The sequence below is a fragment of the Limnohabitans sp. Jir61 genome (assembly GCF_003063545.1).
GTDB lineage: Bacteria > Pseudomonadota > Gammaproteobacteria > Burkholderiales > Burkholderiaceae_C > Limnohabitans.
In genome coordinates this window covers 1-14,882 of sequence record NZ_NESD01000004.1, presented here as the reverse complement: position 1 = coordinate 14,882, position 14,882 = coordinate 1, and the positions used below count along the sequence as shown (strand labels likewise).

Here is a 14,882-nt window from a genome sequence, read left to right as displayed (position 1 = left end):
TCAAAGCTTACGAGTACCCTGAAAAAGGGCGCTCGTAAACTGCTGTCTGGAGACAAAGGACTCGCAAAATTTGGTGCAGCACTCCCGCTGTTGGCACTCTTTGTCGAAGAGGTCAGAGCCGCGCAGGCAAAGGGCTACAAGCCAACTCCTGAGTTGCTGCAGGCGCTTCCAGCTGAGGTGTTGACCGAGCTTGGTGTTGAAGTTCCACCCATTTCTGCGGATGAAAAATCTCTCCTTCAAAACGTTGCTGACGATGCAACGCTAGAGCAAAAAATTCAAAGCGCACGCGAGTCGTTGCGTGCGGTTCTTGAAGATGAAATTGCAAGCGCGCAAGCCACAGCCAGTGCGACCAAGATAGACCCATCTGCGCCAGATGCAGGTCATCAGGCTGTTCGTTCCATCCTCAATGACGAGGTCAATTACGAAGTCAGCAAAGCCCTTCAGGCCTCGCCTGATGCCGCAGAGGCATTGGCTAAATTGCCTGACCTCAATTTGCCTCAGGCCCTTGCAAACAACTTTGCTGGCTTGCCGCTAGGCGGGGCTGGTCTTGCATTAGCTGCGCTGTCAGGTGGCTCTGGTGGTGCTGGGGCGGCAATTGCACATGCAAGTGGTGTTCAGGTTGGTGGCTTTGTAATTGACGGCTACGTATCGGGTGCAACTGTTTTTGCTGACTTGAATCACAACTTGAGCTGGGACGAAGGTGAGCCGTATGCTCGCACGGATGATGCTGGTCACTACTCGTTCACAACCAAAATTGATTTAACAGACATCAAGATCGTTTCCTTGGGCGGTATTGATACAAGTACTTTGTCTCCGATACAAATGATGGTTGGTGCCCTTGGGTACAACTACATCACCCCAATTTCTACGCTCTACACCAAGGCCGGTGGTGAGTCCGCCTTGCAGGCGGCCGGATTGTCCACAAAGGACTTGACTTACGACCCGATGAGCCAGCTCACCAAGGGTGGGGCAGATGCTGCGCAAGCCGCAGAAGTGTTAAAGATAGGTCAGTCATTACTGGTCACACTTAACAACGCAACGGCGTTGGTTTCTCAAGTCGGTGGGATAAGTGCTACCTCTGCATACAACGCAGTCTTTGCTCAAATTGGTGCTGCAGTTGCACAGAACCACACCTCTGCGATTCACGATATCTTGAGTGATAGCAATGCAATGCAGGCGATGCTCAATAACGCGCTCACCAGCATTGATTTGGATCCTGCTGCTTTTGGTGCTTTGATCAACGCAGCCTCAGATCAGGTGGTAGCTGTTAACAATGCCTTGCTCAACATGAGTCAGGCTGATGTGCAAGCTGGTTTGAATTTGAGTTATGCAGCCGTAGGTCAGCAAGCTCTTTTGCAAGAAATTCAGTCCATTTCTTCTCAGTATGTTGCAGGTCAAGACAATGCAGCGCTTCTTGACGGGCTGAACTCAAAATTTGCAGCGGGTGCAATCGATAGTTTGATTGCAACGCAGGCAGCGAAGATTGCATTTAGTAAGGCAGATGCTTCTGGCATTTCCACCAAGTCAGATGTCGTCACAGTGAGTGCACCAGTTGCTGGTGGCGCGCCTGTTAAGAGTTTGGTTGATGTGTTAGCCAACGATTCTGTTCAAGGCGCGAATCTAAAGCTCGTTGGCGTTGGATTGCTTGATCCGCGTGCAATGAATGTCAAGGTGCTTGACGTTCAAGAGGGTGATTCGACTCTGCGCCTTCATATTGGTGACGGGCCAACTCCTGCTGGAAGTGCCTCCACATTTTTTGCTGGCTTGCAGTTTCAAGTCACCTCAGGTGCTGATGCAGGCAAAACGCTTGAAATATCTAACTATGAGGTTTCAGCTGATGGGAAATACATCACTGTTGCCAAGCCTCAAGGCTACATCGCTGGCGAGATGGGTTCGACTTTTTCAGCGCTTATCAGCAAAGCTTTGCCTTCAAATATCACCCTTGATATTGTTGATGGCAAGGTTCAGATTACCAACTCTGCGGATGCAAATTCAGAGATCGGCCAGCTTGACGTTATTTATGTTGCTCAAAAGGTTGTAACTACACCTTCAACGCCCGCGTCGCCGCCATCTTCGTCTGCGCCTGCAACGCCAGCAGCTGCTGCAATCGACTCAAAAGTTGGTTTGCTCACAGTCTATGTACAGCCTGCAGCTCCAAAGATCGCTGCGCACTCGGCTTCTGTTGATGAGGCTGTAGGTGTAAGTGATTTAGGTGTCTCTGCTCCTACCCTAGTAACACTTAACTTGGGTCTTGATGCTGGTGCCTTGGGTGTCAACGGATCAGTTCAACTCAAGGGGTTGCCTGACGGCTCGGTTGTGATGCTTGGAGACACGCAAGTTATCCAAAATCCCTATTCACACAGCTGGGTGCTTCAGGGCTCGCAAGCTGTGGCAGCGGATTACAGCAATTTACAAGTTCAGTTGCCTGGTGACTTCAGCGGAAATGTCACGGTTGCAGTCTCTGCGACGACTCGTTATGCGAACCTTTTCAATAGCGCTGACTCCAGCCTAACACTCACTGTTAACTCCAAAACTGATGGTTTGAATTTAGACAGCCTCGCTTCCAGTGCACGTGCGCTAGGTGAGCAGCTTGACATGGCCTTGATAGCTCAAGGACGTGAGGATGCGTCGGTTGCTTTAGTTGCAAACCCCACTGCGTTGAGTGAGTTTGTCAATACGCTTCGCAATGAGCTTATTGACAAAGTCGATCACTCCGAGCTGTTGGCTGTGAAGATGATGCTGCCAGACGGCTGGACTTATCAAGGCTTGAATGACAGTTTCAAGTATGCGCTCAGCGGTCAAGAGTTGACTGTTTTTGAAACCAAAACACAAACTCTTGTTGCTCTCTTATCCAAGCTAAGCATCCAACCTCCTGCTAACTTTGCGACACAAGATGGCGTAGCTGTTCCACAGGTGAGTTTCTTGGTGGGAAGCTTTGAAGAAACCACATTACAGACTGTTAACCACGTTAGTTCTGCTGATGTGGTTTTTGTTCCAGCTCAAGACGCATTCACCTTAAAGCACGACCTTGCCGTTACACCAGTCTCAGACACGCCTGTTGAGTCTTTATCTTTGGTTGCAGGTTGGACTCAAGAGGGAAATTGGCAGCCTTCCACTGGCACTGTCTCTGTTCAGATCGCTCCAAATCTTGTTTCTACTGATTTGGTTGGACCTTCGGAGCATCTTTACTTGCGAGTGTCTGACGCAAGTCTCTATGCAATCTCCTCTGGTTTGCGTGCTGCAACTATCTCAGCAAGTAGCGTATCGAATTTGACCTCTTTCACTGACGCCGTGGGTGCGAAGTGGTGGCAGTTCCAACTCAAGGGTGCAACTTTTACAGTTGATGTCCCTGACACGGTTAAATCAAATTTCACTTTAAGTGTGACCCCTGTCTCCTTGGATGATGGACTGGCTTTCTCTGCAACAAACATCGCTGTCGGTGCTGCTCATAGCATCACTGTGCCAATGCATGAGATGGCTTTTGCTCCTACAGTGGAAGTCAATCACCTCTCTGGTTTCCAAGAGGACATCCCAATTAACTTGGGTGAGCTGCTTTTAGTTAAGCCATACGCCGAACGCACAATTGACACGGTATCTCTCAAAATCCACTTGCCTGAGGGTTTTACCGTTGTAGCCGTCAACAACGCTACCTCGATCCTGCAAGCGGATAGGGATGGATTTGTTACGGTCGCTGCCAAGCACCTGTCTGATTTTGAAATCATCCCCAAGGCTGATTTCAATGGAAACTTCACGATTGATCAAGTCAAGGCAACGGATACGCCTGCAACTGGTTCCGCTCCAGCCGTAGAGTCTGACTCGCTCGCTGTTACAGATATCTATCTCGAGCCCGTTGCCGATCCAGTCGAGATCTTGTCCAGCACCTTGACCCATGACCTATCGAGTTTGCAGCTGGTAGCAGGCCAAGACCAGACCCTTTATGAAGCAGGTAATTCCAACTACTTGTCTTCACTTGACCAGTTCATTCAGCTTAAGACTCCATCGGAGACCTATAACGTCAAACTCGTTTTCTCACATGTTGATGCCTCCGCCGTTAGCATCAAAGTGGGTAGTGACCTTGTCTATCCTGAGGTTTTGCAAAATACGGATGGGTCCGCAACGCTGACCTACACGCTGTCTCGCACCGTTCTAACAGGTTCAGATAGTGTGACTTTGCACGCAGGCGAGGGCCTTTACGGCAAGTCTATTTCCTTGAGCGTTTACTCGCAAGATGGCGCTTCTATTTCTTCAGACACAGCTCTGCCAACGACCCAGCTCGATGTGGTGGTACCACCATCAGCACCTTCGGCCTCAGTCTCGGGTGCGATTGGTCTAGAAGATGCCACCGCAGGTGTTCGTATACCTGTTAACTTCACTGAAGATCCATTTAGGCAGCAGTTTGAAAAGGTTGGTTTTGTAGTTAGCGTTGGCGCTAGCGATCCAGTCGAGTTGCAAAACGGCTACTTCACAGCTAGTCTCAAAGGCGGTGGCGCCCCATTGAAATTCACATACAGCGCCGATGCCGGCGGAGTGGGTGTTGGCGGATGGAAAATTGTTGACACGTCTCATGCAAACTTTGATCAGCAGCTGCAAGTTGATTTTTCAACGCTGACCTATTTTTCACCGACAAACTACTCAGGCAAAGCAACTTTAGCTTTTACCTCGTTTGCACAGACAGCAAACGATACTAGCTACGCTCCTCAGTCTCCCCCCGTCTCACTAGACATCAAGCCGGTTGCTGAGTCGCTTCACTTCGCAGATCAAGCGACCTTAACAAAACTTGCCGCATCGCTGCCTGTAGCGAGTGAAAACGCGCAAGCCAAGGACCTCCTTGATTTGCATTTGGGGCGTTACTTCGAGAAGTTGGTCGCCCCTGATTCAGACGAAAGAGTCTCGATCGAGATCAGTCTGCCAAAATTCACGTCCTTGGTTAAGCTCGATTCGCAGGGTTTCCCTACCGTGATTGCGCCAACACTCATTGGCTCAGATGGCACTGCTAAATTTGTTTTGACTGTCAGTGAAGCAAATCTCTGTAACGATCTCTTGGCTTATCGCCTCAGCACCGCAACGAATTACGCCTCTAGCTCTCCTTTGGGTGATACTGTCACCATCACAGCGCGCAACTACGAGCCAACTGGCGGTTCATCCAACACGCTGACTGTGACTGGCACTGCTTCGACTTCGGTTAGTTTTAACTTCTTGATTCAACCTGTTGCGAGTACGCCTGGCTCGCCAATTGTTGTCAAGTCTGTCAGCACCACTAACGAGAGCACCGCCCAGCAAGCTTCTTGGGTCAATGTCGAGTCTATGGTTCGTCTGGCCTCTAAGGTCTCTGTCGACTCTTCAGAGCAAATTTTTGTTCGTGTCGTCGCCGATCCAAAGCTCATTGTTGCGATTCAAAACGATGATAAAACTGTTGTTCTGTTGTCCAAGTCGTCAGGACAAAACTTCTACGAAATCAAGGCTTCTGACTACTCAAAATTGATCGTTCGCGGTTCAGACTATGAAAGTGGCGCTGACTTCAAAAACTCTTTGGCAAACGTTTCCGTTCAAACGGTTTCCAAAGAGTTTTGGGCTGACAACACTGTCGCTAAGAACGCTGCTGGGCAGGAAATCATCGCACTTGGTAATGCCGCCACCGTGTCTTTGTCACTCAAGCCTATTGCCAACGGCGTAAATGATTCACTGACTGTCAATACAGTCAGTATGAAAGAAGATGCTAGCGCAGCTGTAGGCGCTACCAATCAAGCAGTTACATTGGCATCTTTGATAAAGACGCAAGCCACTGCCATCGACAGTAGCGAGACAGTGGTCTACAAAGTCGCTGTTCCAAGCGCACTGAAACTGGTTAGCACCTCAGGCTCGCCTGTCGTGGCCACATTGGTCAACGGTAAGCTTGAGTATGTAGTCTCAGGTGATCTCTCAAGTTACAAGCTTGTGCCTGCAGCTAACTTCAGTGGTCCAGTCTCAGTTGACATCACAGCAGGATCAACCGAACTATCCAATGGATCGATAGTTTTCAGCAGTGGATCTAGCTCGATCCATACGGCAACCGTTTGCGTCAGTGCCGTCGCGGATGCACCTATCTTGGTGGCGCCAGATACCGTTTCTGGTGTGATCACTTCAGGTGTTGGCCTATCAGTTCCTGTTTTGGCTAACCTCACCGATCGTGACGGTTCTGAAACGCTTTCAGTCAAGATTTCTGCCTCCAATTTACACGACGGTGATCACTTGGTCTTGAGCTTTGGTGCTAGCTCAAAATTGGATGATTTAATCATTGATAAAACCCATACTGTCACTTTGACTGGTGACTACTTGCGCTTTATTGACCAGATGCGTGTAAGCACAACCGATGACTATCGTGCTTCGGGTGCACTAAAGCTTAATGTCACGGCTACGTCTACAGAGGTAAACGCAAGAGTAGGCGCAAGCGATGCTACAAAAGACGTCACTTCAATAGTTACTCTTAACGTTTATCAAAAAATTGAAGCGCCTACGCTGCATGTAGAGGCAGATTATTTGGGTGGATTTGTCACGACCTTGCCAGTTACTTTGACACTGCCTGACCATGTGCCTGCTGGCGTTACAGAAAATAATGTTTCGTTGCTGATAACAAGTGTGCCAGACGGGGCCTACTTCCAAGTCATCAATCCAACTAGTGGTGAGCTTCATTTGGTTGGTGCCTCACTTGGTACAGGTGGTGTTTGGATGATTTCTGCGTCTGACATTACTGGCATGAAGCTCCAGTTGGTTGACCCAATGCTCGACTCGGCACAGACCACGAGCTTGGAATCGACATTGAGCTTCCAAGCCTTCATCTCTGATCCTGTTGCCGGCACCTCAAATCAGACGGCCAGCGAGTCAATGCACTTGACTTTTGACCCAACTGTTGCAGCAGCTGACCCCTTGGTTTTGAGCTTGAGCGGTGCAGCCATTTCTTCGAGCTTGGTTACTGACCTGAGCGTCAACGTTGACCTCAATCAGTCCTTGTCTGGCGTTGAGCGTCCAATTTATTGGCTCAATGGTGATGCAAACGCATTGACCGGCTTCGCGTTCTTGGTCAAGCCAGGCGCAAATACAGCTGATGGCGTGACGCTCAGTGAGCTTTACAAGGACTTTGGTGAGTTGGTTGGAGAGTTCACCGCGCAAGGTCAGACTCACATCACTGCGAACGAGTTGGTTTCACGTTATGGTGATATCAAGCTGTGGTTTGATAGCTCCGACCTTGGTAAGGTTGACAGCGGTGAGCTGATCAACCTGTCTGACCTTCCTAACTTTGCGATTGATATTCCCGAGACTGCAGCGCGTGCTGCAACTGCTGGTGGGGTTGTTCCTTTGTATGAGGCGCAAGTCACTTGGGGCGATGGAGTGCACTCGTCATTGTTTGCCGTTGCTATTCCCTATCTACCTGGGGCACTAGCGACAGTAGCGACGCACGAACACTTTACGAGTGAACCTAGTGCTACTTTGACCATTGAAGATGCCTCTGCAGTCAATGGACTCCACTCTGTTCTGGAAGACAGTCAAAACGGTGTGACTTTCAAAGTCAATCTGAAAGAAGCTGAAGCAAGTGTCAGTAATGCCACTGTTACTCACCTCATTAAGGTTTACGGTGTGCCCGACGGCGCTTCGTTGTCTGCTGGTGCCAAGATTCTCAGCTCAGATAATGTGCACACAGACTTCTGGCTTTTGACTCAAGACCAGATCAAAGGCAGCATCTCTATTCGCTTTGCGGATAACTATGTAACCGCTGAGCCTCTTAACTTGACTGTTCAGCCAGTTGCATCTTTGATCTTGCCTGGCGCAACTCCGATCGCCGAGACCTACACGGGTCAGTTCTCAAACGTCGAGTTGGTTCAAGTTGCTGGCGTTGCTGATCAGCCGATCATTTCCAGCCAAGTCGCTTCTTTGACCTTGGATGAGGGCCATTCGATTCACTTGACATCAGATGGCACCGTCGACGGTGACTCTTTGGTCAAGGTGTCGAGCCCAGATGCCAATGAGTCTTTGTTCGTTCAGTTCAAGTTAAGTAGTGTTTCTTCACAAGACTTTGTGCAATCAGTCACGCTCAATGGCGAGTCCGTTGTTGCTGTTGATGGCTACTACCAGGTCCACTCATCTGACCTGAGCTCAGTTGTTGTAGGCTTTAAGCCCTTCTTTGACCAAAGCGTTAACGTTGAGTTGCGCGGTTTGTCTCATCAGGGTGATTCACAAGCAGTCTCGGCTGCCACGGTCAATGTTCAGTTAAACATCAACCCTGTTGCTGATGGAGCGACACAGGTTGAGGCAATTGATCAATCGCAAAATGCCCAAGAGGGTGCCCTTGGTGACTTGCGTCCCCAATTGACGCTCTCAGCCGCTGCAGTGGATGCCAAAGAAGATGTCCACTTCGTGCTCAAACTTACGGGTGAAACAGCTAAAGCAGTGCAGGGCGTTGATGGCGCTTTAGAGCTGACAACCCCTGAAGATTTGCTAGCTGGTGTTCGATACTTCCAAGTCAGTGCCACAGCTAATCCTTTGGCTGATTCTGGTGATTCGCATTTCATCTCTAATGCGTTGCACTTTGATGTTGACCAGTACTTCTCGGGTTCGATTGACTACCAATACTGGGCTGTCTCTGTTGATCCTGCTGCAGGTGTTTCTAGCTCAATTGAGCAAAGCATTGCTTTAGGCGGTGACACAGGTCTTATTAATGGATCTATTGATGTCGCACCTGTTGTTGATCCAACGGCGTTCTCGACAAGTTTTATTGACCAATCTGGCGCTATCACAAGCCTGAGCCTAGACGAGGACAGCGCTTCTGACCATTGGTTTAAGCCACAGGTTTCGACTTTTGATGCTGACGGTTCGGAGTCTGCTTCCTTCGAGTTCGTTGTCAAGTACACCGGGACTCTGAACTACACAGGTGACGCCTCAGTCGATGATTTCTCAATCACAGTTGAGCAGTACTCAGGAGAAAATCCTGCATTGCAGGGCTATTACCGCCTCGTTCACACGGGTAAGACACCAAACGCTGGAGATATCCAGCTTGGCGTGAAGGTCCAACTGACGGACACTGCAAATTTCAGCGACAAGCCACCCATATCAGTGACAGCTGACTCGCAGGATGCGTCGTTTGCCCAGTTCATCGACATCACACTCAACAAAGTAGCGACACAGCCCGTCCTCACAGCGTCTGAAACTGAGCCACTCACTATCAATGATGGCCACTTGTTGGGTGGCGTCAACCTGCCAACCATAAGCGTCGACAGCCGCGGTGACGGTGAGGTAGTGGTCTACCAGCTCAAGGACGTCCCAGAGTGGTTGGTGCCATCTGCTGGCACGCTAATCACTGGGGCTGATGGCACCAAGTACTACCAATTTGCAGAGTCAGATCTTGATGGCCTGACTTGGTCCTCCGTGCGCCAGTACAACATTGACTCTCAGAGCGTCACAATGCACTGGCAGGTTGTCCAGATGGAGCCATCCAATGGCAACTCATTGGCAAGTGCTCCTGTTGATTTGAATCTGACCCTTGAGCCTTCTGCTAGCAAGACTCAAATTATTGGGCCAAGCAGTGTTGTGATCAAAGAGTCTGCGGACAGCTCTCAAAGCGCGTCAGTTTCTTTGGGTAATTTATTTGATGTCAACGCTGAAGGCGAGTGGACCGGCTCTGACCTCAACAGCACCATCAAGGTCTCAGTTGGTCTTGCTAATTCCAACATGCAAATCACCTACTTGGATGGTGCAACTGCGAAAACTTTCGTTGGTGGTAGCGGTCAAGCTCTTGAGCTCACTCGTGCTGAATTTGAGAGCGCAGTCCTTAAATCTATTGACCCTAACTACAACGGCGTAGTCGGCCTCACAGTCACAGCACAGCAAGTCTTTGCAGATAACTATTTGTCTGTTGATCCTGTTACTGCTTCTCTGACAGTTGGCATCACCAGTGTTCCAGAGAACCTGAAGTTCTCCACTACCTCTGGTGATGTCGTTATGCTTGAGGGCGACCACTACACCCTCAAAGGCTTGAGCGTCACTGGGCAGAGTACCTATAACGAAACAGAGGTGCTCACACTAACTGCATCCTCTAAGCTCAAACTTTTTATTATTAACTCTGAAGGTAATTTGAGTTTGGTTGAGCCTGCTAAGTCAGCTTCTGGGGTTTCAACTTATACATTGAGCGACGCCGCTTTGACTGATGGCAAGTACGTTGTTGAGGCGCCTTCAGTTGCGAACGGTGGCGTGGCAAGTGCAGGTCAGTACAACCTGACTCTTAAGGCCTACTCTTACGACTCGGTGACACCAAGCTTGGTTGGCTCAACCGCGACGAGCACCTTGTCTGTGACTGTTCGCTCGCCCTCAGAGCTGCCTCAGTTCAATGCTGGTCACGCAATTTCCCTCGCTGAAGGGGACTTGGTAGGTGCGCCTGATGCGATTCATGTCATTGACGCGCTCAAATTGACAAAGTCTTCGGACCCTCTCGAGACGCTCAGTTTTAAGGCTAACTCGCTCTCATTAGTTGCTGTCAGCTCAACAGGTGTGAGCCTTAATTTGACAACTGAGCAACTTGCTAAGCTCATCACCCTAGATGAGCAAACTGGCAAAGTGACCGTTGACAGCTCCAAGCTTGCTTTCTTGCAGAGTGGTGAAACGCTCACGCTTGATCTGCAGATGGCTGTGACTTCGAAGTACGGCAGCTACCCAATCAAATTCAGTGTTGACGTTGTTGGTCAAGACGGTTTGATAGTTTCTGCTTACCCAACACCTACTCAAACTGTTAATGAGTCCAACACAGTAACTACATCTGTGGCCATTGATGCAGTGGCTGGTTTGGTGGATGTTGATGCGTCACTGGTTTCTTCTTCCTTGACCGCCACTTTCAAAGGCGAGCCGATTCAGGTTTGCAAAGCAAATGGAGTTTGGCTTGATAAGTTCAACCATATCCAAGTTGACCCTCATGCATCGATCTTTGATGGTCTGTCTGAGGGGGAGTCTAGCCAGCTAAGCCTAAGCTGGCGTGTTGCTGAAGACGCCATTGGCAACATCAAGGACGTTGTTCGTTCGACCACGTTGACTATTGTTGGTACAAACGACATACCTACTGTTTCAATGCACAGTACAGAGACGTTTGATCAAAACGCATCAACCCAGACTTTTGATTTGCTCGCTGGTGCGCATGATGTTGACCAAAGCGATGTGTTGAGCTTGGCGGCAGGTTCTGGTGCTTCTGCAGTCCAGCTGAGCGTGGTTGATCAAAATGGTCACACAGTCGCATCCTTGCCTGAGGGGTCATGGAGTTTGCAGGGCAGCAGCCTAGTTGTTGACCCGAGCTACTTCACCTACCTTGGTGGCCATGAGTCTTTGACTGTCACGGCTCGTTACTCGGTGACAGACTCACATGTGGCAGTGCCAGTTGCTGACCAGTTCATCTTCACGATCCAAGGCAGCAACGACTTGCCTGTCATCAAGGGCAGTGGCATTGCATTGGACTTCACCCAAAACAGTGACTCGACAGTTGTCGATTTGCTCACTGGTGTGACTGACGCAGATAAACATGACGCATTGATTGTTCGTTCAGTTGAGTTGAGTGCGAAGAGCTCAGCGGGTGAGACGCTTTCGCTCACCAGTGAATCGGTCCAAGTGGTTGATGGACAGGTGGTGTTGAACCCTCAAAGCTTTGCTTACCTTGCTGATGGTGAGTCTGTTGAGATCAAGGTTCAGTACAACGTCTTTGATGGTACGAGTGATGTTCCTACCACGGCAACGCTCACTGTGGCTGGCTCAAATGATGCGCCGGTGGTCAACGCAGCGGTCGCCCCAGTTTCTTTTGATGAGACGAATATTTCCGGCAATGCTTCTTGGGTCTCCATTGATCTGTTGCAAGGTGTCTCTGATATTGACTCTGACTTGTCAGTTGGCGAACTTCATGTCAGCTACATGGGCCAGGAGCTGGACCTCACCCAGACCGATACTGTCATCTTGGATGGACATCTCCTCAAAATCAACTCAGCTAGCAACCTCTTTAATGACCTGTCTAAAGATCAAACCGAGTCGTTGAGCCTGAACTGGAAAGTTCAAGAAGAGTTGCCATCCGGTGCGGTGATTTCTAAGATTGAACGCAGCACTGATGTTGCTGTGCATGGCACCGATGACGCCCCAACAATCACTGCTCGCACATTCGATGCTGTTACCGAAGATGATGTGTCATTCTCGGTCAACTTGTTAGACACCAAGTATGTCTCTGACGTTGACTCAACAAATCTCTTTGTCAGCAAGTACGCTGCGCACGCATTTAATGCTAAGACAGGCCAACCGATTGAGCTTCCTGACGGTGTGCTGGACGCTGCAATCTCTGTGGCAAAAGACGGCCACACTCTGCAGATTGACCCGCACGCTTTTGATTATTTGAGCCGCGGTGAGAACGTCCAACTCAAGTTTGACTACACCATCAGCGATGGTCAATTGAGCTCCGACAGTCAGGCTGTCTTCACGGTGCAAGGCCTCAACGAGGGTCAGACTTTTACAGCGCGCATCATTGACGGCTACGTCACGGGTGCGAAGGTCTTCTATGACCTCAACGGCGATAACGTCCTTGACGGTAATGAGGCGGCCTTCAGTGTGACAACTGGTGATGATGGATTGGCCACTATCACCGTAGACAATGCGACCTTAGACGCCCTACATCTAAGTGGCGCTGTTGGCCATCTGGTGGCGCTGGGTGGTACAGACACCTTCACCGGACAAGAGCTCCACGGTGCGTTGATCGCAGCTGATGGGTTCTCTGTGGTCTCGCCCCTGACCACGTTGGTGGCGCTCGTTGCACAAGCGCAAGCGCTAAACGGCGAGACAGTTGATGTGTCAGCGATTAGCGCGAGCATTGTCAAGGCCTTGGGCTTTGAGGGACTGGATCTCGCAACATTTGATCCTGTTAAGAATATGTCTAGCAAGGACCCAGGGGTCCAACTCCTTGCAGAAAATGCATTCAAGACTCAGCAAGCCGTCTTCTCTTTGATGCAAGCGACCACCTCTGCACTGACTAAGTCTGCCGGTGCTGACGCTCAGTCAAGCATGGCGCAGTCCTTGTTCAAAACGCTCGATGCCATCTCAACCAACCCTGATTCGACCTCAGGCATGGACCTGAGTGCAAGACTCAAACTTGTGACGTCTGAGACGTTGGTCAATGCGTTGGGTACAGATGAAGTGAGTCTTGCAAAAGCCCAAGCGATCGCTCAGAGTGTGAATGCTGTGAACGACCAAATCATTGAAAAGTACACCGGTCTCGCAAATGCGCTCTCTGCTTCTAGCACGGACGTTGATGCTCAGCTGCTCTTGAGCCAGGCAAAGACTGCTGCTGGAATTTCTCAGACGACCCTCTTGCAAACAGCTGCAGAGGTCTCTAAGGCAGAGACCGTCGAGGCCGCAGCTGCTGTCAAGCCAATCACTACAGCCTCTATCAATCAGGCAATCATCGAAAACATTGCCAAGGATGAGACGCTATCCAACACAATTCATAAGGACGAGGACGGTAACAACACCCTCGACCTGAGCCTGAAGAAGCTCTCCAGTCTTGGCCTCACGGGGGCAATGATGACTGGCGTTTCGACCAATGAGTCGGGCCACGCAGCTGTTCAGGTCGGCCTGTCAGATGCCGAAGACGGCTCAGTGACCTTGTCTGGAGGTATTCCCTCGATCCTCGCTCAGGACACTCACGGCCATGTCATTGATGCTGCAAACTTAGATGTGACTTTGTCAGTTACCTCTGCCTCTCAATTCCAAGAGGTTGCTGCATTGGCTGGTCACGGCGCTGGTTATGTGGACTTTGCGGGTCAAGGCATTGATAACGTATCGCTGGATCTCACGGGTTCATCTGAACTTAGCGCTTTGTTAAGTGACCCTGCAAGTTTCCAAGGTGAGATAGAGGCCTTGCGTGCGGATGGCCTTCACGTGAACACCGTGGACCTCATGGGTAATGCCTCAGTGAGCATTGATCAAGTTGAGGCGAACGCCTTGATCCATGCTGGATTGAATTTTGCGCATGACGATCACATTGCGTTGAACGTGGACACATCGGGCACGCACGCAACGCACCTGAGCAATAGTCTGAAAGACTTGACGAAGTTGGGTGTTGATGCGGTTGCGGTGACTGGCGGACATGCTGTGAACGTGGACTTGGGCAGTGACGCGTTCAATGAAGGCGGCACGGGCGGAGCGGACTTCACGTTGTCTGGTTTGTTTGGTGGCACATCAGGTGTGGCGTTGACTAAGGCACAAGATGATGCATTGGATGTGACGTTGAACGCTTCGGTGGATGATGTGGCGGGTATAGCGCACATGGCCAACGAGTTGTCGGCGATGGGCATCGATCACATTGATTTGGGTGGTGCAGGGCAGTCGTTGTCAGTGAGCATTGATCAAGTTGAGGCGAACGCCTTGATCCATGCTGGATTGAATTTTGCGCATAACGATCACATTGCGTTGAATGTGGACACATCGGGCGCGCACTCGACACACTTGAGCAATAGTCTGAAAGACTTGACGAAGTTGGGTGTTGATGCGGTTGCGGTGACTGGCGGACATGCTGTGAACGTGGACTTGGGCAGTGACGCGTTCAATGAAGGCGGCACGGGCGGAGCGGACTTCACGTTGTCTGGTTTGTTTGGTGGCACATCAGGTGTGGCGTTGACTAAGGCACAAGATGATGCATTGGATGTGACGTTGAACGCTTCGGTGGATGATGTGGCGGGTATAGCGCACATGGCCAACGAGTTGTCGGCGATGGGCATCGATCACATTGATTTGGGTGGTGCAGGGCAGTCGTTGTCAGTGAGCATTGATCAAGTTGAGGCGAACGCCTTGATCCATGCTGGATTGAATTTTGCGCATAACGATCACATTGCGTTGAATGT

At 50.2% G+C, this 14,882-nt stretch carries 1 protein-coding gene; it reads left to right on the top strand.

Translation table 11 applies throughout. The features are described from left to right. Positions 1 to 90: 90 nt before the first annotated feature. On the top strand, positions 91 to 14,882 hold a 14,792-nt coding region (locus B9Z35_RS11395; protein ID WP_146178989.1), incomplete at its 3' end, for a hypothetical protein.